Source organism: Terriglobia bacterium, from assembly GCA_020073205.1.
Classification (GTDB): Bacteria; Acidobacteriota; Polarisedimenticolia; order Polarisedimenticolales; family JAIQFR01; genus JAIQFR01.
In genome coordinates this window covers 1-24,311 of sequence record JAIQFR010000067.1, presented here as the reverse complement: position 1 = coordinate 24,311, position 24,311 = coordinate 1, and the positions used below count along the sequence as shown (strand labels likewise).

At 69.0% G+C, this 24,311-nt stretch carries 18 protein-coding genes; 7 read left to right on the top strand and 11 right to left on the bottom strand.

Annotated features, from left to right (window positions below; translation table 11 throughout):
- Both LAO51_13880 and LAO51_13875 read right to left on the bottom strand, forming a co-directional pair.
- The coding region (locus tag LAO51_13880; protein ID MBZ5639831.1) for an aminotransferase class I/II-fold pyridoxal phosphate-dependent enzyme at positions 1-645 on the bottom strand (645 nt) is incomplete at its 3' end.
- A 15-nt stretch (positions 646-660) separates the two neighbouring features.
- Positions 661-1,770, bottom strand: a complete 1,110-nt coding sequence (locus LAO51_13875; protein ID MBZ5639830.1) for a nucleotide sugar dehydrogenase — start codon at positions 1,768-1,770, stop codon at positions 661-663.
- A 30-nt stretch (positions 1,771-1,800) separates the two neighbouring features.
- On the opposite strand from LAO51_13875, the gene LAO51_13870 reads away from it, so the two are divergent.
- The 5 genes from LAO51_13870 to LAO51_13850 all read left to right on the top strand — a co-directional run bounded on the left by LAO51_13870 (position 1,801) and on the right by LAO51_13850 (position 6,817).
- A complete protein-coding gene (locus tag LAO51_13870; GenBank protein MBZ5639829.1) occupies positions 1,801-2,430 on the top strand; it encodes a tetratricopeptide repeat protein in 630 nt (209 codons plus the stop codon).
- Between the two features lie 69 nt (positions 2,431-2,499).
- Entirely contained in the window at positions 2,500-4,032 is a 1,533-nt protein-coding gene (locus LAO51_13865; GenBank protein ID MBZ5639828.1) for an aromatic amino acid ammonia-lyase, read from the top strand.
- Positions 4,033-4,144: 112 nt separating this feature from the next.
- Complete coding sequence (locus tag LAO51_13860) at positions 4,145-5,353, top strand: DUF362 domain-containing protein (protein ID MBZ5639827.1); 1,209 nt, start codon at positions 4,145-4,147, stop codon at positions 5,351-5,353.
- Positions 5,350-6,222 carry a hypothetical protein gene (locus LAO51_13855; GenBank protein ID MBZ5639826.1) on the top strand — a complete coding sequence of 291 codons (873 nt, stop codon included), beginning with the start codon at positions 5,350-5,352 and terminating at the stop codon, positions 6,220-6,222. Before LAO51_13860 ends, LAO51_13855 begins: the two co-directional genes overlap by 4 nt.
- A gap of 43 nt (positions 6,223-6,265) precedes the next feature.
- Positions 6,266-6,817: a DUF2284 domain-containing protein gene (locus LAO51_13850; GenBank protein ID MBZ5639825.1), complete on the top strand. Its 552-nt coding sequence runs from the start codon at positions 6,266-6,268 to the stop codon at positions 6,815-6,817.
- Positions 6,818-6,822: 5 nt separating this feature from the next.
- On the opposite strand, the gene ggt is transcribed toward LAO51_13850, so the two are convergent.
- The 3 genes from ggt to LAO51_13835 form a co-directional block, all read right to left on the bottom strand.
- Complete coding sequence (gene ggt / locus LAO51_13845) at positions 6,823-8,550, bottom strand: gamma-glutamyltransferase (protein ID MBZ5639824.1); 1,728 nt, start codon at positions 8,548-8,550, stop codon at positions 6,823-6,825.
- A gap of 28 nt (positions 8,551-8,578) precedes the next feature.
- A complete protein-coding gene (locus LAO51_13840; protein MBZ5639823.1) occupies positions 8,579-10,675 on the bottom strand; it encodes an oligopeptide transporter, OPT family in 2,097 nt (698 codons plus the stop codon).
- 85 nt (positions 10,676-10,760) lie between these two features.
- Positions 10,761-11,687 carry a hypothetical protein gene (locus LAO51_13835; GenBank protein MBZ5639822.1) on the bottom strand — a complete coding sequence of 309 codons (927 nt, stop codon included), beginning with the start codon at positions 11,685-11,687 and terminating at the stop codon, positions 10,761-10,763.
- Positions 11,688-11,824: 137 nt separating this feature from the next.
- Here LAO51_13835 and LAO51_13830 point away from each other — a divergent pair, with 137 nt between their 5' ends.
- Positions 11,825-13,090: a Glu/Leu/Phe/Val dehydrogenase gene (locus LAO51_13830; protein MBZ5639821.1), complete on the top strand. Its 1,266-nt coding sequence runs from the start codon at positions 11,825-11,827 to the stop codon at positions 13,088-13,090.
- Between the two features lie 27 nt (positions 13,091-13,117).
- Here LAO51_13830 and LAO51_13825 read toward each other — a convergent pair whose 3' ends face one another.
- Positions 13,118-13,852: an MBL fold metallo-hydrolase gene (locus LAO51_13825; GenBank protein ID MBZ5639820.1), complete on the bottom strand. Its 735-nt coding sequence runs from the start codon at positions 13,850-13,852 to the stop codon at positions 13,118-13,120.
- Between the two features lie 120 nt (positions 13,853-13,972).
- Between LAO51_13825 and LAO51_13820 the strand changes: the two genes are divergently transcribed.
- Positions 13,973-15,631: a M28 family peptidase gene (locus LAO51_13820; protein ID MBZ5639819.1), complete on the top strand. Its 1,659-nt coding sequence runs from the start codon at positions 13,973-13,975 to the stop codon at positions 15,629-15,631.
- Positions 15,632-15,640: 9 nt separating this feature from the next.
- Here LAO51_13820 and LAO51_13815 read toward each other — a convergent pair whose 3' ends face one another.
- The 5 genes from LAO51_13815 to LAO51_13795 all read right to left on the bottom strand — a co-directional run bounded on the left by LAO51_13815 (position 15,641) and on the right by LAO51_13795 (position 24,174).
- Entirely contained in the window at positions 15,641-17,866 is a 2,226-nt protein-coding gene (locus LAO51_13815; GenBank protein ID MBZ5639818.1) for a hypothetical protein, read from the bottom strand.
- A gap of 64 nt (positions 17,867-17,930) precedes the next feature.
- The gene (locus LAO51_13810) at positions 17,931-18,944 is read right to left on the bottom strand and encodes a 2-oxoacid:ferredoxin oxidoreductase subunit beta (GenBank protein ID MBZ5639817.1); all 1,014 of its coding nucleotides are present in this window, start codon (positions 18,942-18,944) and stop codon (positions 17,931-17,933) included.
- A 9-nt stretch (positions 18,945-18,953) separates the two neighbouring features.
- The gene (locus LAO51_13805; GenBank protein ID MBZ5639816.1) at positions 18,954-20,807 is read right to left on the bottom strand and encodes a 2-oxoacid:acceptor oxidoreductase subunit alpha; all 1,854 of its coding nucleotides are present in this window, start codon (positions 20,805-20,807) and stop codon (positions 18,954-18,956) included.
- 82 nt (positions 20,808-20,889) lie between these two features.
- On the bottom strand, positions 20,890-21,741 hold the full coding sequence (locus LAO51_13800; GenBank protein ID MBZ5639815.1) for a tetratricopeptide repeat protein: 852 nt from the start codon (positions 21,739-21,741) through the stop codon (positions 20,890-20,892).
- Positions 21,742-21,828: 87 nt separating this feature from the next.
- Positions 21,829-24,174, bottom strand: coding sequence for a penicillin acylase family protein (locus LAO51_13795; GenBank protein MBZ5639814.1), 2,346 nt, complete (start codon positions 24,172-24,174; stop codon positions 21,829-21,831).
- Positions 24,175-24,311: the final 137 nt, after the last annotated feature.

Below are 24,311 nucleotides of genomic sequence, written 5' to 3'. Positions count from 1 at the left end.
CTTGTAGCGGCTTTCCTCGCCGTGCGAGCGACGCAACCGGAACTCCGAGGCGAGTGACGGATCGGATATGGTGATCATCCCACCTTCTCCGGTTGTCATATTCTTTGAGGGATAGAACGAGTAACACGCGACGTCGCGAAAAGATCCAACGTCTCGCCCCCGAAAGCGCGCCCCATGCGCCTGCGCGGCATCCCAGATCACCCGCAATCGATGCCGCCTGGCCAGGGCGCTCAAGCGTGCGATATCCGCCGGGTAACCGAACAGGTGTACGGGAACGATGGCGCGCGTCCGTCGCGTGATCCGCCGCTCCACATCCGCCGCGTCAAGATTGAAGGTCTTTGGATCGACGTCGGCAAAGACGGGAGTGGCTGCGGCCGCCGTGGCCATCGACGCGGTGGCGGCAAAAGTGAAATCGGGCACAATCACTTCGTCGCCCGGCTTGAGCATTAACCGATAGGCGAGAAACAGTGCCGCGGTGCCCGAATTGACGGCCACTGCGAAGCGCGCGCCCACGGCTCGGGCGAACCCCTTCTCAAAGTCCTCCGTCACCTGCCCCTGGCGCAGATTTCCACTTTTCAGAACCTGCTCGACGGCGCGCAATTCGCCCCGATCGAGCCGGACCTGTGCAATCCGTATTTTGCGAATGGGAGAACCCTCCGTTCAACACCTGATGATTTTCTCGTCGCTGCCCCTTACCTGGCGCGTGGCATTGCGCGTATCGATCACCAGACGGCTGGACCGCACGATCTCTTCGTAGTCGTAGCTGGAGTGATCGGTGGAAATGATCACGGCGTCGTATTCCGCCAGGTTGGCCGGAGTTAGGTCCACTGAAGCAAGTTTGAAATTGTAGTGACGCATTTTGTGCAAGGTCGGAAAATAGGGGTCGTTGTAATCCACGCGCGCTCCTCGCCCCTGTAGCAGCTTCATGATGCGGAGCGAAGGCGACTCGCGCAAATCGTCGATGTCTTTCTTGTACGCCACTCCCAACACCAGCACGCGCGCGTCCTGGAGGCACTTCTTTTGCCGATTCAGCGCTTCAATGAGCGACTCGATGATGAACTCCGGCATCGCCGAGTTCACTTCCCCCGCCAGCTCAATGAACCTCGTCGGCACCTCGTACTCTCGCGCCTTCCACGTCAGGTAAAACGGGTCGATGGGGATACAGTGCCCCCCCAGTCCCGGACCGGGATAAAACGCCGTGAACCCGAACGGTTTCGTCTTCGCCGCCTCGATCACTTCCCAGATGTCGATCCCCATCCGCATGCACACCTGCTTCAACTCGTTCACCAGGGCAATGTTCACGCAGCGATAGATATTTTCCAGCAGCTTGGTCATCTCCGCCGCCCGCGAGGAGCTCACCACCAATGTGCGGTCAAACACCTGACCGTAAAGCGCCCGCGCCGCCCAGGCGCTCGCCGCGTTCACCCCCCCCACCACTTTTGGAATCTGGTGGGTCTTGAAATCCTTGTTCCCCGGATCTTCGCGCTCCGGCGAATAGGCCAGGAGGAATTCGCCCTCTGCCACGTCCTTCAATTCCACTACGTTGTTCGCCGCCGTGTACGCCTCCAACGGGCAGTGCAACCCCGAGTGTTCCAGGGTGGGCAGAACCAATTCTTCCGTCGTCCCGGGATACGTTGTGCTCTCCAGCACCACTAACTGACCTCGCTGCAGATGCTCGGCAATCGATTCCGCCGTGTTGCGGATGTAAGAAAGGTCGGGCTCGCGATGCTCGTCGAGAGGCGTGGGAACACAGATGATGATTGCATCCATCTCGCGCAGCCCGCGGAAATCCGCCTCTCCGTGATCCTGTTCTTCGTGATCGCCCGATACCGCATGGCGATGATGCCGGCCCTCTTCGTGCTCGCGGGGCACGGCGCCGTGGAGCTGTGGGAGAGGATCCGGGAGGGGGTCCGTGACCGCGCCCGGTGGCGCGCCGCCGCCGGGGCCTCGCTCCTCGCCGCCGCCGCGTTCGCGTTCGTCGACCTTCCGGTCCGCGCTCCCGCGAACCACTGGGCTTACCGGGTCGCCTCGGCCGTGGGCCTGCCCGCCGTGCTGGAAAGCTCGTCGGTCGCCCACTTCAACATCGGAGTGCTTCTGGCGAAGGAAGGCGATCTCGCCGGGGCCGAGGAGGAGCTTCGGGAGGCGTCGAGGCAGGACCCCGCGCACGTCGAGGTGGATGTCGAGCTGGGCAAGGTGCTGGCCCGGCAGGGGCGCGACCGGGAGGCGATCGACTTCTACCGGCGCGCGGCCGACCTCGCACCCGCGAGGCCGGACCTCCACCACGTCATGGGTGTGCTCTACCGGAGGCTAGGCGATCTCCCCGAGGCCGAGACGTCGTTTCGAGAGGCTCTCCGCCTCGACCCGCGACGCGCGGACAGCGCGAAGGCGCTCGAAGAGGTGCGGGCGGCGGAAAGGAACGAGCGCCTGTAGTACCCTGTCCCCCAATTTTCCAGCCGCGATAGGGATCGCGCGCGCGTTCGTTCCCAGGAGAGACGACCCATGCCCGTGACGATCGACGGAAAGAGCCTGACCCTCGAGGACGTGGTAAAGGTGGCGCGCCACGGCGAGAAGGTGGAGCTGGCGCCCGAGTCCCTCGAGAAGATCAAGAGATGCCGCGGGATGCTCCGGAAGAAGATCGAGGCCCGCGAGATCATGTACGGGGTCAACACGGGGATCGGCGAGTTCTCCGAGGTGGTGCTCGACGACGAGCAGGTGCAGCAGTTCCAGCGCTACCTGATCTACAACCACGCCGCGGGCATCGGCGACCCGATCCCGGTGGAGCACGCCCGCGCGGCGATGCTGAGCCGGATCAACGTCCACGCCAACGGTTATTCCGGCTGCCGCCCGGAGATCACCGGCACGTACGTCGAGATGCTCAACCGCGGGGTCACTCCCGTGGTGTGCGAGAAGGGGAGCGTCGGGGCCTGCGGCGACCTGGCCCCCATGAGCCAGATGGCCCTGTCGCTGATGGGCGAAGGCGAGAGCTTCTACCGCGGCGAGCGGATGCCGACCCGCGCAGCCATGGAGAAGGCCGGCATCCCGGTCCCCGGCCTCCACGCCCGGGACGGCCTCGCGGCGATCAACGGCTCCAACCTGATCACCGCCATCGGCTCCCTGCTGCTGTACGACACGGAGCGCTGGATCAAGCAGGCGGAGATCGCGGCCTCCATGACCCTCGAGGCGCTGCTGGCGAACATGAAGCCGTACGACGGCAGGCTCCACGAGCTGCGCGGGTTCAAGGGTGCGGTCACCTGCGCCCTGAACCTCAGGACGGTGATGGCCGGCTCCGACCTCATCACCGGGAAGCTCAAGGTCAAGGTGCAGGACGCGTACTCGATGCGCTCCTCCCCGCAGGTGATCGGAGCGCTGCGCGACCTGATGGCGTACGCCCGGAAGCAGTTCGAGATCGAGCTGAACGCGGTCGCCGACAACCCGATCTTCATCGAGGATGAGAACCGGGTGCTGACCGGGGCGAACTTCCAGGGGACCCCGGTGAGCATGCCTCTCGACATGGTCGGCGCCGGGATCACCATGGTGTCGGTCCTCTCCGAGCGCCGGCTCAACCGGCTGACCAACCCGGCGCTCTCCGTGGGGCTGCCCGCCTTCCTGACCAAGGGAGCCGGCATGTTCTCCGGCCTGATGCTGAGCCAGTACACCGCGGACTCGCTGATCGTCGAGCAGCGGATCCTGAGCATGCCGTCCTGCATCCAGTCCATTCCGGCCGCGGCCGACCAGGAGGACTTCGTCAGCATGGGCATGAACGGAGCGCTCAAGACGAAGCAGATCCTGGACAACGCCCGGGGAGTGCTGGCCATCGAGATGATCGCCGCGGCGCAGGGGCTCGACTTCCGCGACTTCACCCCCGGCGCCGGCACGCGTGCCGCGCACGCCGCAGTCCGGAAGGTCGTCGCGCACCTCGGCGAGGACCGGCCGCTCTTCCCCGACCACAACGCCATGAAGGCGGCGGTGGAGCGCTGCGAGGTGCTGGAGGCGGTCGAGAAGGAGATCGGACCGCTCCGTTCCTCGTGGTAGGCCGTCGGCGGCGGGCGCGCGGCGGCTCGAATTCGACCGCGAATCTTTAGGGCCGTCAGGGACGTATAACCCTCGGGAGGGCGATCCGATGAGGCGCAACCGCTACGCGTCGATGAGATCCGTTCTCGGCGTCGATCGCCGCGCCTTCCTGAAGGCGCTCGGCACCGCGTCGGCGGTCGCCGCGGGGGGTGTTGTCCTGGGCATCCCGGGCCTCCACGCGGAGGAGGGGGCGGCCCCGCCCAAGCCCCCCGCCGATGTCGAGACCAACCTCGCGGACTTCACGAAGGTCCCCAGGGGGCCTCACGCGATCCCCGGCCCGTTTCCTGGACGGGTCGTCCAGGTGACCGACGCTCGCTGCCTCAAGGACGACAAGGTGGACGCGAAGGTCGTGGCGGAGATGGTCGAGAAGGGGATCACGACCCTCACGGGAAAGGGGTCCAAGAAGAGCTTCGGGATGCTGTTCGACCGGAGCGACGTGGTCGGGATCAAGATCAATCCCGTCGGCCCGCCGCTGATGTGCAGCAAGCCCGAGGTGGTGGCCGCGCTGATCGCGTGGCTCGAGAAGAACGGGGTCCCCCGCCGGAACATCGTGATCTGGGACCGGTTCGATGACATGCTCAAGGAGGCGGGGTACACCGCCGAGCGCTTCCCGGGGGTGAAGATCGAGTCGCTCCAGACCATGGCCGAGGAGGGGAAGAGCTTCCGCGACGCGAAGGGGGATCACGTCAGCGCGGGGAACTTCGACCGCAAGGTCTACTATTTCGCGAAGGGGATCGTGGGCAAGGGCGTCCCGGGATACAAGGACGACGAGTACTATCTCAACCAGCACATCGTCAACGACGAGTACTCCTACTTCGGCAAGCTGGTCACCGAGCGGCTGACCAAGATCGTGAACGTCGCCGTGTTCAAGAACGCCGGGCCCGGGATCTCCATGGCCACGAAGAACCTGGGGTACGGGGCGATCTGCAACACCGGCCGGCTCCACGCGCCGCTGGGATTCAGGGTCTGCACCGAGGTCCTGGCCGCCCCCGCGGTGCGGGACAAGCTCGTGCTGAACGTGATCGACGGCATCCGCGGGCAGTACGACGACGGCCCGATGATGAACGAGAAGTTCGTCTACCCCCTCCAAACGCTGTATTTCGCCACGGACCCGTTCGCCCTCGACCGCATCGGCCACGACCAGATCGTCGAGAAGCGGCGGGCCATGGAGATCAAGGTCGTCGACCTCCCGCGCTACACGGATTATTTCGCCCAGGCCGAGAAGCTCGGCCTCGGAGTGGGGGACCCGGCGAAGATCCGCCTCGTCCGGGTCGAAGCTTGAGGCGCGCGCTGGCGGCGTCGTTCCTCCTCCTGGCGGCCGCCGGCGCGCGCGCTGGTAGCGATCTCTCCCTCGTTCCGGAGGACGGCACTCCGGCAGGCTTTCGCCGGGCCGAGGCCCCGAAGGTCTTCGCGGGAGCCGAGCTCTACGGCCACATCGACGGCGGCGCCGAGATCTTCCTCGAGCTGGGCTTCGACGCGCTGACCCTCGCCCGCTTCCGCCGCGGGGACGCCGAGATCGTCCTCGAGATCTACCGGATGGACGACCCGGTCGCCGCCTGGGGGATCTACCTCGCGAAGTGCGGGAAGGAGACCCCGGACCCCGGGTTCTCCGAGCGGCACACCTTCGGCCGTTACCAGCTCGCGTTCGTGAAGGGACGCTACTACGTCCTCGTCAACAACGACGCCGGGACGCCCGAGGTCTCGGCGGGCCTCCTCGAGATCGGGCGGTTCACGGCGTCGCGGATTCCGGGAGCGGAGCGGCCGGCCGCGCTGGCGCTTCTCCTCGGGGACGGTCTCGTCCCGTCCACCGTCCGCCTGATCCGCGGCCGGTACGGCCTCCAATCGGTCGCCGGCGCGCTGGGCGAGGGGGACCTCCTGCTCTTGGGCGGCAAGGCCGCGGCAGTCGCCGGCGAGTACCGGCAGCCAGGGGGCGGAACGCGAACGCTGCTCCTCGTGGATTACCCGTCGGCGGCGGCCGCCACCGCGGCGTTCAGTAACGTTCGCGAGAAGCTCGACCCCCTGCTCAAAGTGCTATCGGCCGACGAAGTCCGCATCCTGTTTCAGGATCGTGCAGGGAAGTTCGGCTCAGTCTCCCGCGAGGGCGCAAGGGTCCGGGTCGAGCTGGACCTGGTGGCGAAGCCGACTCCCTAGCTTGATCGCCGCGCCGGGAGAGAGGCGCTCTCGGAGGTTGCCAATGCAAGTCGTCACGACCGACCGGCAGCAGCTGGAGCGGCTCTTCCGGGAGGGCGGCTTCGCCGATTTTCGCTGGATTCGCCCGGCCGACATCGTGGTGGCCCAGTGGGTCCGGATGAAATGCCAGTACGGGTGCCCCGAGTACGGCACGAACGTGGCCTGCCCACCGAACAACCCGTCCGTGGCGGAGTGCGAGCGGTTCTTCCGCGAGTACTCGGAAGCGGCGATCTTCCACTTCGCGAAAACGGAGCCGGACGAGGAAGCGCGCAGGCGTTGGTCGCGGCCGCTCAACGCGAAGCTCTTCACCCTCGAGCGGGCGGTGTTCCTGAGCGGTCACCGAAAGGCGTTCATGCTCCCGATGGGCAGCTGTCCCCACTGCGAGGAGTGCGTCGGGCATCCGGGCGAATGCCGCCTGCCGGGCTCGGCGCGTCCCACGGCCGAGGGGCTGGCGGTGGACGTCTACTCGACGGCTCACGCCGTCGGGTACCCGATCGAGGTGCTGACCGATCTGTCCCAGCCGATGAACCGCTACGCGATCCTGCTGATCGACTGAGCGCCCTACTTCCGCGGCTCTTCGACCGAGGCGGCTCCAGGTCCCCGCGGGTCCGCGGCGGCTTCGAGGCGCCCGTCGGCGCGGCGCCGCGCGGCGTCGACCTCGCCGAGCGCCTTGACCTCCTTCAGAACGTGCCCACGCCGCGCCAGCTCGCCACGGACCTCTCCGGACAGCGCTCCGGCCTCGACCGCGACCTCGTCGGGCATCCATTGATGGTGGATCCTGGGGTGCGTCACCGCGTCCAGGAGCGACTCCCCATCCACCAGGATACGTAGCAGCGTCTGGCCCACGGCGGTCGGGATGTGGGAGCCGCCCGGGGAGCCGATCGCCAGGATCTCGCTTCCCTTCCACGCCAGCGTCGGGCTCATCGACGAGAGCATGCGCTTGCCCGGCCCGACCGCGTTCGCGGGGCCCTGCACGAGCCCGTAGAGATTGGCCTTCCCGGGGGCGGCCGCGAAGTCGTCCATCTCGTTGTTCAGGAGGATCTCGAGCTCCGGAACCAGCAGCCGGCACCCGAACGTGTCGTTGAGCGTGACGGTCATCGCCACCGCGTCCCCTCGGGCGTCCACCACCGAGAGGTGTGTGGTTTGCGTCGGCTCCGCGGCACCCCCGGGCCAGTTCTTGACGCTCGCGGACGGCGTTGCCCGCGCACGATCGATCTCACGCGCGCGGCGGTCGAGCCAGGACGGGTCGAGGAGCTGCGTCGCGTCGGCTCCCGTCGACATGGGATCGCCGAGCAAGAACCGGTCGGCGAACGCGCGGCGCCAGGCCTCGACCGAGAGGTGCGCGCGATCCGCGCCGTCCTTCGGGAGCGCCGCGAATCCCAGTCGCTCCAGCATGCCGAACGTCTCGCCGAGGATGATCCCGCCGGAGGAGGGGAGCGGCATCGAGGCGATCTCCCAGCCGAACGCTCGGAGCCTGACGGGAGCGCGCCAGACCGGCGCGTAGGCGGCGAGGTCGGCCGCGGTCAGGATGCCGCCGTGCTTTCGGGACGCCGCCTCGATGGCTTCGGCGGCCCGGCCGCGCGTGAGCGCCTTGGGACCGAGCCGGCCGTAGGCGTCGAGGACCTTCGCGAGCCGCGGGAGCCGCACGGTCGTTCCCGCCGCGGGGGGCTGGCCTCCCGGCAGCCAAACCGCCGCGGTCTCCGGGAAGCGGGCGAGGAGCGCGCGGTCCTCCGCGATCGCCCGGGACAGCCGCTCCGTGACCGGGAACCCGCCCCGGGCCAGCCGGGCCGCGGGCGCGACGACCTGGATCCAGGGCAGCCGCCCGAACCGGTGGTGCAGCTCAAAAAGGCCCGCGGGCGAGCCAGGAACTCCGGCGGCGAGCGGACCCACGAGCGAGCGCTCCGCGACGGGGGAGCCGTCCGGGCCCAGGAACATCCCGGCCGTTGCGGCCGCAGGCGCGGTCTCGCGGAAATCGAGCGCCGCCACCTCGTCGCCGAATCGCGCCACGGCAAACCCGCCGCCGCCCAGGTTGCCGGCCTGGGGGTGGACGACCGCCAGCGCCAGCGCGACCGCGACCGCGGCGTCTGCTGCGTTGCCCCCTTCTCGGAGGATGAGAAGCCCGGCCTCCGTGGCCGCGGGGGCGGACGACGCCACAGCACCCCCGCGCGGAGCCGGACTCGGGTGCGGGGCGGCTGGGCCGGTCGCGGCGATTCCCGCCGCGACGGCCGTCGCGACGATCAGGAGGACGACGAAGCCGCGGGAGCCGCGAAAGCCCTTGTGCGCGCGCATGCGCGGAGTCTACACCGCCGGTCCGCCGCTAGGCGTGCGGCTTGGCGCGCTTCGAATCGAGATACAGGAAAAGGCACAGACCGACGAACATCACGATGCTGACGATCTGCCCCGCGGTGTCGCTCCGGTCGGGGACGCCGAGGTCCACGTTCAGGAACGACAGGTACTCCTTGCCGATCACGAGCAGCGCCCCGACGACCCCCATGATCGCGCCGCCGGCGATGAACCCGCTGGCCAGGAGGGTCCCGCGCTGGGAGCGCGCCTCGGACACCTTGGGATCCTTGCTGCTCTTCCCGACCCAGTGCGAGATGAGGCCGCCGATGAACAGCGGCGTGTTCACCTGCAGCGGCAGGTACATCCCGATCGCGAACGCCAGGGGGGGGATCTTCATCATCTCGAGGAGGACTGCGAGCACGAGGCCGACGCTGTAGAGGAGCCAGGTCACCGGCTGTTTGTCGAAGATGCCGGAGAGGATCGTCGCGAACAGGTTCGCCTGCGGCGCCGGCACGACCTGGGTGTTCATGAAGCCCGAGACGAACTGGCCGCTCGCGGGGTCGGTATGCCCGAACGCACGGTGGATCAGGAGCACGGTCAGGGCGACGCCGACCGCGGCGAACAGCGTGCCGATCACCTTGGAGATCTGTTGGTAGCGCGGCGTCGAGCCGAGCCAGAATCCGACCTTGAGGTCGGTGACGAACCCGCCGCTCATCGCCAGGGCGGAGCAGACCACCGCCCCCATCACGATCGCCGCGAACTTGCCGTACTCCCCCTGGAGCCCGACCGCGACCAGGGCGGTCGAGCCGATGATCAGCGTGACCAGGGTCATGCCCGAGATCGGGTTATTGCCGGTCATCGCCGTGGCGAGAGCGGCCACGGTGGTGAACAGGAACGAGAACACGAACGCGATTACGAGACCGGTCAGCGCGATCTGGGGCGCCTTCCCGGCCGAGATCGGGTCCTGGCCGAGGAGCACGAGGAAGAAGACACCGACCGCCAGGGTGGCCACGACGATCGCGCCCATGACCGTGCTCATCTTGAGGTCGCGGTCGGTGCGGGAGACCTCGGCTGCGTGCGCGTGCGGCCGGAAGATCTGCTTGAACCCGAGGGAGAACGCGTTGGCGATGGTGGGTAGCGCCTTCAGGATCCCGATGATCCCGGCTCCCGCCATGGCCCCGACGCCGACCCGCTGGGCGTAGAGCCTGAAGATGTTGCCGGCGCTCATCTGCGTGATGAACGCCGGGACGCCGGGAAGCGGCGCCGGCGGGATGGAGATCGAAGGGACGTACTGGCCGAAGTGGTAGATCAGCGGGACCATGATCAGATTCGAGAACAGGCCGCCCGCGCAGATGATCGCGGAGAATCGGAGCCCGGTGATGTAGCCGAGCCCCAGGATCAGCGCCACCGCGTTCAGGCTCACCGCGGCCCTGTACTTGTCCGCCAGCCCCTTCATGAACGGTAGGAACTGGAAGGTCACGATCTCGGACCACGCCCTGACCGAGCTGGCGAAGAAGTCGTAGATCCCTCCCACCGCCGCCGCGAGGAGCAGCGTCCTGGCCTGCTCGCCCCCCGCCTCCCCCGTGACGTACACCTCGTTGATCGCGGTCGCCTCGGGGAACGGGAGCTTTCCGTGCTGCTCGGCGACGAAGTACCTCCGGAGCGGGACAAGGAACAGCAGGCCGAGGAACGAGCCGAGGACCGCCACCACGAACATGGTCAGGAGCATCCGGCCGGTCCCCGGCGCGACGTTCATGATGTACAGCGCCGGGAGCGTGAAGATCGAGCCGGCCACCACGAGCCCCGACGCGCCGCCGATGCTCTGGATGATCACGTTCTCGAGGATCGAGTTGCGCCGGCTGAAGAGCCCTGAGAGGCCGACGGCCAGGATCGAGATCGGGATCGCCGCCTCGAACACCTGGGCGACCTTGAGCCCCGAGTAGGTGGCGGCCACCGAGAAGATCAGGACCATCACGATTCCGGTGAGCACCGAGCGCGGCGTGAACTCGGGCACCACGGCGCCGGCGGGGACGAACGGCTCGTAAGTCTCGCCGGGCGCAAGCTCGCGGTAGGCCGCGGGATGGAGGCGGCGGGTCTCCCCCTCGCCTCGCCTCGGATCGTTCGATGCCATCGGCGCCCCCCGTCGAAAGTGGGAATGGAGCCGGAGTCTACGGCGCGGGGGTGCCGGGGGCAAGCCCGCTCGGCGACGGTCGGATCTACCTCGACGGCGTCAGGAGCCCGGGCAGCACGTCTTTCAGGAGAGAGACCGGGACGGCGCCGGCGTTCGGCGATCCCTCCGGCCGTCTTCTCGCGGCGCCCACGGTTCCCACCGCGACGATGGACACCGTCTCCGCGCCCCCCTCCAGGTGGAAGCGCAGCATCGGCGAGCCGCTGTTCCCGTCGAAGAAGTCGGCGCAGGTGTAAACCCGGCACCAGGGAGACTCGTCCACCGCGGTCGATCCCGGTGACGCCGGCTCCAGCGCGGCATGCTCGCGGCAGGGCTGCACGCCGAACCACACGTCCTCGTCCTCGACCGTCGATTGCGAGACGGGGGAGAACAGGAGCTTCTTCTGTGGCCACGAGAAGACGTTCCACTTCTCGTACGGAAACGCGGGGAAGCCGAAGCGATCGCCGGGCTCCACGTCGTCGAAGCCGAACCCGGGATCGACGCGGAGGTAGTCGCGAAACGACCCGGACTTCCGGGAGTACAGGGCCAGGTCGGCGCCCGACCGCTTGTCGAGGATGCGATAGACGAGCTTGAGCTCGAGCGGCCTCGGCCGCGGCCGAAGGTGCTTCTGATAAGCCTTGATCCCGCCCGGGAACACGCAGTGCCCCGCGGTCAGCAGGAGCTTGTCGGAGATCGCCGTCCCCGTGCAGAACGGACCTACGCCCAGTCCGATCCTGGGACGCAGCGCGTACACCGCGCTTCGTATGGCGGCCACCTCGTCGGGAGAGATCCGCGCGGTCGAGGTCTCGACCGAGGAGCCCTCGACGAGCCGCACCCGATCGTCGCCGCCGCACAGTCCCGCGAGCGCGGTCCGGCCGGCGAGCGACGAGACGGCGATCGCCAGCACGAGCCCGGCTGCGAGCCCGAGCCGGCGCGGGGACCGCCGAGCGGGAGAGGCGAGGATCGTATTGGCCATTCTTCCTCCGCAGGCAGATGCATCTTGCCACAGCCGATCGCTCCCCGGTAGCGAGGGCCGGGAGGCCCCTGCCGGCTCACCAGCCCGGAGACGCGAGTCGCGGTACCATGCTCCGGCGTCCGAATCAGGAGGGCTCCATGGAGAAGGACAACGTCAACGCGCTCGAGAACGCGTTCAAGCAGTTCGACGAGGCGGCCCGGGTGCTGAAGTTGACGCCGAACCAGATCGCCATGATCAAGCAGCCGCGCCGGGTCACGGAAGCCAAGCTCCCGGTCCGGATGGACGACGGCCGGATCGAGATCTTCACCGCCTACCGGGTGCAGCACAGCATGGCCCGCGGGCCGGCGAAGGGCGGCCTGAGGTACCACCCCGCGGTGACCGTGGCGGAGGTCAAGGCGCTGGCGTTCTGGATGACCTACAAGTGCGCGGTGGTGAACATCCCGTTCGGCGGCGGGAAGGGCGGCATCATCGTGGACCCGAAGAGGCTCTCCCTGGGCGAGCTGGAGCGGCTGACTCGGCGCTACGCGGCCGAGCTCGAGGACCTGTTCGGCGTGGATCGCGACGTCCCCGCGCCCGACGTGAACACCAACGCCCAGATCATGGCGTGGATCATGGACACGCTCTCGATGCACGCGAGGGGGTACCTCCCGGCCGTGGTCACCGGCAAGCCCCTCGACCTGGGCGGATCGAAAGGGCGCGACTCGGCGACGGCGCAGGGGATGGTGTTCTGCGTGCGGGAGGCATGCAAGCACCTCGGCATCGAGCCCAAGAAGACCCGCGTCGCGATCCAGGGATTCGGGAACGCCGGCTCGTGGGCCGCGAGGCTCCTCGCCGGCCTCGGCTTCAGGATCGTGGGGATCTCGGACGTGAACGGCGCGTTCGTGAACGAGACCGGGATCGACATCGAGACGGCGTTCCGCCACAACGTGGAGCACCGCGGGCTCGAGGGGCTCGACCGCGCGCTTCAGGTCACGCGCCTCGACGATCCGTTGAAGCTCCTCGAGCTGGACGTGGACGTTCTGGTCCCCGCGGCGCTCGAGACCCAGATCACCGGCGAGAACGCACCGCGGGTCAGGGCGCGGGTGATCGCCGAGTGCGCCAACGGCCCGACCACCTACGAGGCGGACGCGATCCTCGCGAAGAAGGGGGTCTTCCTCATTCCGGACATCCTCTGCAACGCCGGGGGCGTCACGGTTTCCTACTTCGAATGGGTCCAGAACCGGCAGGGGTTCTACTGGCAGGAGGAGCGGGTGGCAAGGGAGCTCGAGCGCTACATGGTCGAGGCGTTCGGAGCGGTCCTCGAGGCGAGCGTCGAGCACGAGACCAACATGCGGATCGCCGCGTTCATCGTCGCGATCCAACGCGTCGCGCGAGCCGCGGAGCTGCGCGGACTGTACGCCTGAGGTCGGGACGGGCGAGCCGCGCCCGCCTCACTTCATCTTGCGAACGCGGACCTCGATCCCCTTGTCGGTAGCGAGCAGCGCCACGAGGCGTCCCGGGTCGGTGTCGCCGCAGTGGTACGGGTAGAGGATCCTCGGCTTGAACGCCCGAGCGGCGTCCGCCGCCATCTCCGGGGTCATCGTGTACGGGAGGTTCATGGGCAGGAACGCGATGGCGATGTCCTTGAGGTCCTTCATCTCCGGGACGTTCTCGGTGTCGCCCGCGACGTAGACACGGGTGTCGCCGAACGTCAGCACGTAGCCGTTCCCCTCGCCCTTGGGGTGGAAGGGCGCCCCGTCCGGACTCACGTGAACGATGTTGTACGCCGGCACCGCCGTGATCGGGATGCCGGCGACGGTCCGCGACTCCCCGTTGCGCAGGACGAGTGCGCCTTCGACCTTGCCTTCGCACACGGGGGAGACCACGACCGCCGTCTCGGCCGTCCGGACCGCGGCGATCGCCGCGGGGTCGAGGTGATCGCGATGGTCGTGCGTGACCAGCACGAGGCTCGCCTTGGGCAGCGACGCGTAGTCCGCCTCCTTGCCGTACGGGTCGACGTGAATCACCTTGCCCTGGAAGGCGAACATCAGCGACCCGTGGCCGATGAACCCGATCTCGAGGTCGCCGGCGGAGGTCTTGACGATGTCCTTTTCGAAACCCGGGCGGGCCGCGAACGCGGCCGTCGCCAGGAGCGCGAGCCCGAGGCACGCCGTACGTGCGTTCATCGGATCCTCCCTCGCGGCCCGTGCCGGGATCTCGCGGGCGGACCGCGCCGGTCACGGCGATAATACCCCTCCGCACCCGGAGCGCGGCGTTCCGACTTCCGGAGCGTGGAGGACGTCCCGATGATCAGGCTGTCAGCGTGGGTTATCGGCCTTGCCGTCACGGCCGTGGCGGCCGCACAAGCCCAGCCGGTCCCCGTGCCGCCCCAGGCGCTCGCGGCGTCGAAGGCGGTGACGGCGTCCGCGATCTCCGGGCCGACGCGGTTCCTGTCGAACGACCTCCTGGAAGGTCGGGCGACCTCGAAGCCCGGCGACGTGCTCGCGGTCAAGTACCTGGCGAGCGCGCTCGAGTCCCTCGGCCTCGTGCCGGCGGGGCCGGATGGCGGCTGGGAGCAGAAGTTCGAGGTCGTCGGGCTGACTTCTCACGTGCCGGAGCAGTGGAGCTTCGACGCCAAGGGCGGTCGGGTGTCCTTGAGATTCTGGGACGACTTCATCGCCGCCATCGGAAGGCAGGCGCCGAGTGTCGTGCTCGCCGACGCCGAGCTGGTCTTCGTCGGCTACGGCATCACGGCGCCCGAGTACCGGTGGGACGACTTCAAGGGGACGGACGTCCGGGGCAAGGTCCTCTTGATCCTGAACAACGATCCGGACTGGGACGACGCTCTGTTCGCCGGCAAGCGGCGGCTGTACTACGGTCGCTGGACGTACAAGTACGAGGAGGCGGCGCGTCACGGAGCGGCGGGCGCGATCATCGTCCACACGACCCCCTCCGCCGGTTACGGCTGGCCCGTGGTCCAGAACTCCTGGGGCGGCGAGCAGTACGAGCTTCCCAACGGCGGCGAGCCCAACATCGATGTCAAGGGCTGGACGACCGAGGCGGCGACGCGCAAGCTCCTGCAAGCGGCCGGATTCGACCTCGACGCGCTGGTCGCGAAGGCGCGCTCGCGGGATTTCCGTCCGGTCCCGCTGGGGATCAAGACCTCGTTGACGATCGCGAGCGACGTCGGCCGGGCTCAGACGAGCAACGTGATGGGGATGCTCCGTGGCAGCGACCCGAAGCTCCGCGACGAGGTCGTGGTCTTCTCCGCGCACCACGATCATCTCGGCGTGGGCAAGCCGGACGCGACCGGTGACCGGATCTACAACGGCGCGCGGGACAATGCCTCGGGCGTCGGCATGGTCCTGGCGATCGCCCGGGGGTTCGCCGCGCTACCCGAGCCGCCGCGGCGGTCGATTCTGTTCCTTCTCGTGAGCGGCGAGGAGTCGGGCCTGCTCGGCTCCGAGTACTTCGCCACCCATCCGACCGTGCCGAGCGACCGCCTGGTGGCCGACGTCAACTTCGACTCGGGGAACATCTTCGGGAGGAGCCGCGACGTGTCTGAGGTCGGACGCGGCAAGTCCGACCTGGACCCTGTCCTCGACGCGGTCGCCAAGCTCCAGGACCGGGTGGTCACGGACGAGGCGTTCCCGGATCGCGGCGCGTTCTACCGGTCGGACCAGTTCTCGTTCGCCAAGGTGGGCGTCCCGTCGCTCTACTTCTCCGCGGGCGTCGACTTCATAGGGCGGCCGCCGGCGTGGGGGAGAGAGATCGAGGACGCCTGGCGCGACGCTCACTACCACCAGCCCAGCGACCAGATCGACTCGACCTGGAACTGGGACGGTATGGTGGAGGACGCGCGGCTGGGGTTCCTGGTCGGCTACGCGGTGGCCCAGGCCGACCGACGTCCCGCGTGGCGGTCCGGCGACGAGTTCGAGAACGCAAGACCGGCTGCGGTTCATTGACTTCGCCGATTACGGGGCGGGCGGCGGCATCGCGGACCAGCGGTTCCTGAACCAGTCGATCGGCCCCGGGGACGCGCCGGCTCGGTCGAAGAAGATCCCGGCATAGCGGCCGTCCGCGTCGCGAAGAGGCGAGGCGGGCCTCAGGATCCGCGCTCCGTCCTTGCGCGCGACCGACGGGGTTTCCTGTCCGGTCGCGGGATCGCGCTCCAGGTAGCGGTCCTTCCCGCCGGCGTCGAGGAACAGCCCGACCTCGACCGGCCAGGCGAGGTAGTTCCGGGTCACGTTGGGCGCGAGGTCCGTCACGTTGAAGTTCGTGATCCCGAACCCTTCTTTTCCGCGATCGAGTACGTACGTGTCGTCGCCCCCCGCGTCCACGAACAGCGCGAGGCTCATGTTGATCGCGTACCCGAACCCGTCGGCGCCGTAGCGGTAGGTGTCGTTGCCCCCTCCATCGTAGAGCAGCGCGATCGTGAAGTCGTGCCCGAACGCCATCCCGGTGTGCGAGTCGCCGTACCCCTCGTAACGGTCGTTCCCCAGCTCGTCGATCAGCGCCCCGATGCAGAAGTGTGCGCCGGAGGCGAGGGAGAAGACCGACGCGCTGTAGAGGTCGTCCCCCGACGCGTCGTAGAGCCAGCCGATCCCGTACCAGTACCCCGAGCCGATGGACCAGTTGCCGGACCGGTAGGTGTCGTTCCCATTGAGATCGATCAGGGTGCCGACGCCGCCCGCCCACGAGTGGCCGTCCTCGAGATCGCCGCGGCGTCCTGCCGCCGCCCCCTGCGCGTAGGAGTAATTCACCCTGAGCTGCGAGTGGTCGTCGGGGCGGTACGCCTTTGCCGAGTCGGGCTCCGCGAAGTAGGAGTCGTTTCCCTCGAGGTCCACGAGCGTCCCGATGCCGTTCCCCACCCCGCCGAACCCCTGGCCGCCGCTCACGATCCGGTACGCGTCGCTCCCCGCGAGATCGAAGAGCAGCCCTACGCCGAACTCCGCCGCTCCCTGGCCCTCCACGGTCAGCTCGTATCGGTCGTTCCCCGCGAGGTCGGCGAGGAGCCCGGTGCCGAAGAGGCCGTACCCCTGCGACGAGCCGTAGGCCCGGTACTCGTCGTCACCGGCGGCGTCGATCAGGACGCCGGTGCCGAGTATCCCGCTCCCCTGGGCGTTCACGCGCTCGTCTTCCGCGACGTACCGGTCGTTCCCCGCGAGGTCCACGACCAGCGTCACCGGCTGCGTGAGCGTGCTCCCGCCGATCCCTTCCCGGTACAGATCGTCGCCGCCGAGATCCACGAGGAGCAAGGTGTCGGACGCCTCGTGCGTGTTGTTGCCGGAACCCGCCACCACGATCCGTCCCGCGGGAGTGAGGAGGTCGAGGCGCTGCGCCGCCAGGTCCGCCTTCGTCCCGGCCACCCACTTCTGGAGGGACTTCACCAGCCGCTCCCCCGCGGCGACGACCTTGCGGGACGACGTGTTGAGCGCCCGCTCGTCCAGGTCACGCGCGACCCGATCGCATTCCGGGTGGTACTCCATCCCGTCGAACTGAGTCGCGCCGAGGTCGCGGAGCTTCGACACCGCGATCATGTCCTTCCCGTCCACGCGCGTGAACGCGATCCGATGCCAGCGCAGCGCGTCGGCGAGGTCGAGCACCGCCTGCGCGACGATCGCCCGAAGCTCGGGATCGAGCTTCGCCGCCGCCGCCCGCGCGTCCTCGCGCCGGCGCGGGAAGTCCGCGGGCTTGTCGAGGCGGACGAGGTCGAAGGGGAGATCGAGGTCGCGGTAGAGCCGCTCCACCGCGAAGACGAGGGGGTCCTCGGCGCCGGGACCGGTGGGGGCCTTCTCGTCGAGCGCCGCGGTGTAGTCCCGGTGGCCCGAGAGCCGGAGGTCCCAGCCCGTGAAATACGCGGCGCGGAACAGCCCGTCGTCGCTTACGGCACGGTAGGCGGGGGACAGGAAGTCCCGAGAAGCCTGGGCCATCAGCCGGAGGGCGTCGTCGATCCTGTCGGGGTGCGCGAACAGGTCGGAGAACATCCGGTTGACGTACGGGATCTGCCGCGGGTCCGGATAGCGGAGCCAGTCTCCCTCCGGCGCGAATCCGAGCCGGTCCTCTGAGAGGCCGGCGGTCGAGAGCGCCTCGACGAGCGGATCGCTCGGCGGGCGACTCGGTGCGGCGAGAGCCGAGGAAGGGACGGCCAACAGGAGGAGGGAGAGGAGTGAGGTTGCGGCGCGTGCCAGGGTGGGCATGGGGACGACCTCCCTTCGCGGGAGGCCGAACGATACCACCGATTTCGCGCCGCTCCAGAGCGGCCTAGACGACCTCCCACACGTCGCCCGACCTCAGGAGCTTCCCGAGGTCACCCGGGCCCTTCTTGACGGTGATCGCGTCGATCTGCTCGTGGATCGAGTCCTCGAGCGTAGGGGCCTCGGTGCGGCGGAACACGCCGATCGGAAGCGGGAACTCCGGCGGCTGCATGTGCGCGAGCATGAACGCGTAGCCGAGCGGGGCGTGCTCGTCGTGCACGAGCAGGTCCTTCTCGGTCACGCCGCTCCCCAGCGTCACGACCTCGGGCTTGTGGCAGCCCGCGAGCCTGATCCCCCGGTCGCGGCTCTTACCGAAAACGAGCGGCTCGCCCTGCCGGAGCTGGACCACGTGGTCGTCGCGCAGCTCCTTCTCGCGGAAATCGTTCCACGCGCCGTCGTTGAAGATGTTGCAGTTCTGGAGGATCTCGACGAACGCGGCGCCTCGGTGGGTCGCCGCGGAGCGGAGCACCTCCTTGAGGTGCGGCGCGTTGACGTCGACGCTCCGGGCGACGAAGGTGGCGTCGGCGCCCAGGGCCAGCGCGACGGGATTGAACGGGCGGTCGACGGAGCCGTAGGGGGTCGACTTCGTCTTCTTCCCGGTCTCGGAGGTCGGCGAGAGCTGTCCCTTGGTGAGCCCGTAGATCCGGTTGTTGAACATCAGGATCTTGAGGTCGAGGTTCCTCCTCAGCGTGTGGATCAGGTGGTTCCCGCCGATGGACAGCGCGTCGCCGTCGCCGGTCGCGATCCACACCGACAGCTCCGGGTTCGTGACCTTGATCCCGGTGGCGATCGCCGGGGCGCGGCCGTGGATCGCGTGGAACCCGTAAGTGTTCATGTAATAAGGGAAGCGGCTGGCGCAGCCGATCCCCGACACCACCACGAACTTCTCGCGAGGGATCCCCAGCTCGGGGAAGACCTGCTGGACCGAGGCGAGGACCGCGTAGTCCCCGCACCCCGGGCACCACCGGACCTCCTGATCGGAGGAGAAGTCCTTCTTGGTCAGTCCCGTCGGCGCGCCCATGCAGGCCTCCTACGCCATCTCGCGGATGCGGTCGTAGATCTCCCCCTCGCGGAAGGGCTGACCCTGGACTTTCGACTGGGAGGCGACGTCCTTGAGGTACGTCCCGCGGAGCAGGAACGCGAGCTGCCCCAGGTTCATCTCGGGGACCAGGATCCGGTCGTACCGCGAAAGCACCTCGCCGAGGTTTGCGGGTAGCGGATTCAGGTAGCGGAGGTGCAGTTGGCTGACGCGCCGCCCTTCCGCGCGGGCGCGGCGGACCGCGCCCGTAATCGAGCCGTACGTGGAGCCCCAGCCGACCACGAGCAACCCGCCCTCCGGATCGCCCGAGGGGACCGCCGGCGGGATGTCGAGCGCGGCCCGCGCGATCTTCTCGGCCCTCAGGTGGACCATCCGCTCGTGGTTCAGCGGCTCGTACGAGACGTTCCCGGCGCCGTCCGACTTCTCGAGCCCGCCGATCCGGTGCTCGAGTTTGGGCGTGCCAGGGATCGCCCAGGGGCGGGCCAGGGTCTCGGCGTCGCGGGCGTAGGGGAGGAAGCCCTCGGGATCGGTCCTGAAGCTCACCGGGATCGGCAGCAGATCCTCGACCGCCGGTATCCTCCACGGCTCGGCCCCGTTCGCGATGAACCCGTCGGACAGGATCAACACCGGGGTCATGTGCCGGATCGCGAGGCGGCTGGCCTCGTAGGCGCACTCGAAGCAGTCGGAGGGGGAGCGTGGAGCGAGGACGAGACAAGGGGCCTCGCCGGGCCGCCCGAAGAGGGCCTGGAGGAGGTCCGCCTGCTCCGTCTTGGTCGGGAGGCCGGTCGAGGGGCCGCCGCGCTGGATGTCCACGACCACGATCGGCAGCTCCACCATCACCGCGAGCCCCAGGAATTCGCTCTTGAGCGCCATGCCCGGCCCGCTGGTCGTGGTGATCGCCAGCGACCCCGCGAACGCGGCGCCCAGCGCGGCGCCGATCGCCGCGATCTCGTCCTCCGCCTGAAACGTGACCACGCCGAAGTTCTTGTACGCGGCCAGCTCGTGCAGGATGTCGGACGCCGGCGTGATCGGGTACGACCCCTGGAAGAGCGGGAGCCCGCTCTTCCTCGACGCGGCGACGAAGCCCATCGCGAGCGCCTGGTTCCCGCTGACGTTCCGGTACGTCCCCGGCGCCAGGCGGGCGGCCGGTACCTCGTAGGTGTCCTGGAAGATCTCGCTCGCCTCGCAGTACGCGTACCCGGCCTTGAGCGCCAGCCGGTTGGCGGCGGCGATCTCGGGGTGCGAGGCGAACTTGTCCTCGATCCACCGAAGGGAGACCTCGAGGGGACGGTTGTACAGGTAGTACATCATCCCCAGGGCGAAGAAGTTCTTCGAGCGGTCCACCGTCCGTTGCGGCAGCCCGGTCTCCTTAAGCGCCGACCGGGTGAGGCGGTTCATCTCGACCCGGAAGAGCCGGTACCCGTCGAGGGAGCCGTCCTCGAGCGGGCTCCCCGGGTAGCCTGCCTTCGCGAGGTCGGATTCCTTGAACGCGTCCGAGTTCACGACGAGGATGCCGCCCGCCTTGAGGTCCTTGAGATTGACCTTGAGCGCGGCGGGGTTCATGGCCACCAGGACGTCCGGCGCGTCGCCGGGGGTGAAGATGTCCTCCGAGGCGAAGTTGACCTGGTACCCGGAAACACCGGGGAGCGTCCCGGCCGGGGCGCGGATCTCGGCGGGGTAGTCGGGGAACGTGGCCAGATCGTTGCCGACGATGGCGGCGGTCGCGGTGAACTGCGTCCCGGTGAGCTGCATGCCGTCGCCGGAGTCGCCGGCGAACCGGATCACGACGCGCTCCAGCGTTTCGACGCCGGGCTTGGTCCCGTTGGCTGCCGTCTCGATGGCCATGCGTTACCTCACCAGGTCCCGAATAGAGGACCGACCCGCTCCATTATGTCTCATCGCTCGAGGTGGATCAAACCCGGCGGCGCTAGCTGATTTCAGTGGTCTTACGGGCGAGCCAGGCGAGGCGGCCGCGGACCGATTCGGCATCGGGAGCGCGGGGTGCGAGGCTCAGATAGGCCTCGAGGTCGGCCACGGCGGCGCCGTTCCGGCCGAGGTGGGCGTGCAGGAAGCCGCGGTCGCGGATCTCGCTGTGATCGTCCGGCGAGACGATCAGGAGACGGTCCACCGCGGCGTGCGCGCGGGAGTAATCCTCGCGGGCGAGGTAGACCCGTTTGAGATTGTGAAGGAGGCGCGCAAGGATCGCGGGCGCGCTCGCCCCCAGGAGCATCTCTTGGCGGAAGAGCGAGGCGCGGCCCGTGGTCTTCGCCGAGAGCTCGCGGCAGTCGTCCTCGGTGATCACGTGGCCGCCGTGGAACGGGTCCACGAAGGTCGCCCGGGTCGCATCGCCGACCCGGACCACGAAGTGGCCGGGGAGCGCCACCCCTGAAGCCTCGATCCCGGCCCGGCGCGCCACCTCGACGTAGAGGATCGACAGGGTGATCGGGATGCCCGCGCGCCGATTCAGGACCTCGTTGAGGAAGGAGTTGCGCGGGTCGTCGAACTGGTCGGCGTTCCCCCGGAAGCCGAGTTCGTCGAAGAGGAACGTGCGCATCGCGTCGAGCCGGGCGAAGAAATTCGCGAGGGGCGCGACCCCGGGGCGGGCCTGCCGTCCCATCGCGTCGACCCGGTCGGCTTCCGCCGCCACGTCGAGACCGGGGAATTCCTCGGCGGCCACGAGGAGGCACGCCTCGAGCAGGTCGAAGTCCTCGTTCCCGCTCACGAGCGCGACGAGCCGCCGTCGCGCCTCGACACGGGCATCCGTCCCGGATACGGTCAAGCGAGCCTCTCCTCTCGATCCTCGGGGTCGTTCAGCGGAGGGTAAATGTTAGGGCCCGCCCTCGAGGCGCGCCACCGGGACGCCCGCTCACTCGAGCCGAAGCGTCGAAACCGCGGCGGCGTCCACCGCGGCCCGCCCGAAAGGAAACGGGAAATCGCCGCCTCCCGCCCACGCCTCCGCCTGGTCGTCGTATCGCCGGTCCGGGAACTGCCCCGACTCGCCCAGCGGCAGGACCAGCGTGGAGCGGTCCGGGTCCCCCAGGTCCACGATCAGGCGGGCGGAGACGACGAGCCACGGCTCCGAGTTCCGCGAGGAGAGGGAGAATGCGGAGACGGCGACGGTCTCGGAGTCGCCCCCCATCTCGATCGGCCCGACGTTCAGAAACCGACCGAGGGCGGGAATCGCCTCGGCCAGCGGGTGCACGTAGGTGAGCGCGTGAGTCCGTCCCCACCTCCAAGCGGCGGGCACCGCCCCTTCCCGCGACTCGACGTCCCGCAGGGCGGAAGCGAGCGACGTCGAGATCGCCGCCTCGCGCGTCTCGACCGCGTCCGTTCCCGGGTCGTCCCAGAGGTCGTTCCCGCCGGACCCCTCGATCATCCCGGCCAAGAGGTCCCATCCGGCCGGGAGCCGCCCGCCCAACCGCTTTTCGCGAGGGCCGAACGTCCGCTGCCGAAGATCCTGCATGAACCTGTAGAACAAGAGGGAGGGGCCGCGGCGGAGCGCGCGGCCGTCCCACCCCGCGAGGATCGCGAGCGCCCGCCGGGCCTCGGGATCCCGCGCGCCGATACCGAGCAACGAGTCGCGGACCCTGATCGCGTAGAGCGACAACAGGTCGTTCTGCAGGGTCCGCACGTCGGAGGGGACGGCATGGTGGAAAGACGAGAGCACGTCGCGGATCCTGTCCAGCCGCTCGCGGTGAGCGAATTCCCCGGGGTACGGGAGCCGGTAGCCGCTCGAGGTCCAGTCGTCGTTCGCGGAAGCGACGAACCCCTCGGGCGGGTCCTCGATCCGGGGCAGTTCCGCCGGCGGCACCAGGCCGTTCCAGTCGTAGGACCCGGTCCAACCCGGAACGGGCAGCCGGCCGTCCCCCGTCCTCCGGCGCGGGATCGCTCCCGCCACCAAGAGGCCGATGTGCCCTTCCGCCGCGGCCCAGCACACGTTGACGGACGGGCCCCGGTAGAGCGACCACGCTCGCGAGATCTCCTCCGAGGTCCGCGCGTGCGACGCCGCGAGGAACGCCTTGAGGCTGCCCGCGTCGAGGTCGGGGGACCACGCGAGCGCGACGGCGAGCGGCCCGCTCCCTTCGGGATGGAGCTTCTCAACGATCGGGCCGTGGCGCGTCCGCTCGACCCGCAGCTCGACGGCCCTTCCGCCCCTGACGCGGATCGTCTCGAGGTGCCCCGCGAGGGGGACGAAGCTCCCCTCGACCTCGTAGCGCTCGCCGGACTCGTCGACTCGCTCCAGGAAGAGGTCCGCGTCGTCCGCCTGGTGCATCGTGATGCCCCATGCCACCCACCCGTTGTGGCCGATCGCGACGCCGGGGAGCCCCGCCAGGGTGAGTCCCGCGACGTCGAGTCCGTCCGCGGTGGTCAGGTGCGCCGCGTACCAGACGCCGGGAATCTGCGCCTCGAGATGCGGGTCGTTGGCCAGGATCGGGCGGCCCGACGCCGTTCGCGAGCCGGCGATCGCCCACGCGTTGCTTCCTCGCGGCACCGCCGGATGCGCCAGCGAGGGGCCGAGCCGCGAAACCGGGTACCGGGCTTCTGGAGGAACGAACGTCGGCGCCGTGCTCTGGGCGTCGAGGAAGGGGAGCAGGGGACCGAGTCCGTACCGCGTGACACGAGCGAGGTTCGCGCGCTCTCCCTCCTCGGACCCGGAGAGCGTCGTGAACATCAGACCGAGGAACCGCAGGCTGTCGAGCGCGGTCCAGGGCTCGGGATGCACCCCGAGCGCCACGAGCTCCCACGGCCGCGGGTGCGACGAGACGTACGCGTTCACCCCCGCGGAGTACGCCTCGAGCAGGCGTCGCTCTCCCAGGGTGAGGGCGCGGAAGTCCCGCTCCGCTTGCGCCGAGAAGCCGAGGGTTCTCGCGCGGGAGTCCATCGCCAGAGTCGCGGGACCCATCACCTCGGACAGGCGCCCGGCGGCGGCCCTGCGGCGGACCTCCATCTGGAACAGGCGATCTCCCGCGTGCAGCCAGCCGAGGACCCTGTAGGCGTCCTCCTCGGTCGCCGCGCGCACGTGCGGCGTGCCGCGGCGGTCGAACTTCACATCGGCGGGCGAGGAGAGCCCGGGCAGGTGGGCGCGCCCCTCGCGGGGCGGGATCGGGGCGCGCAAGACGGCCACGCACGCGAGCCCGACCACGAGGGCGGCCATGCCCCCGAAGGCGATGGCGGACCCGTGACGCGAGACCCTGCGGGAGCCGTTCGGCACGAGGCGCCAGTCGCTCAGCGACCCGTCGCTGCGGTGCCCGCGGCCCCTTCGACGCGACGATACCAGGCGGAGACCCGCGACCGGCCGGCGGGACTCGGCGCACCTCCCACGCCCGCGAGTCGGCTCAGGAACGCATG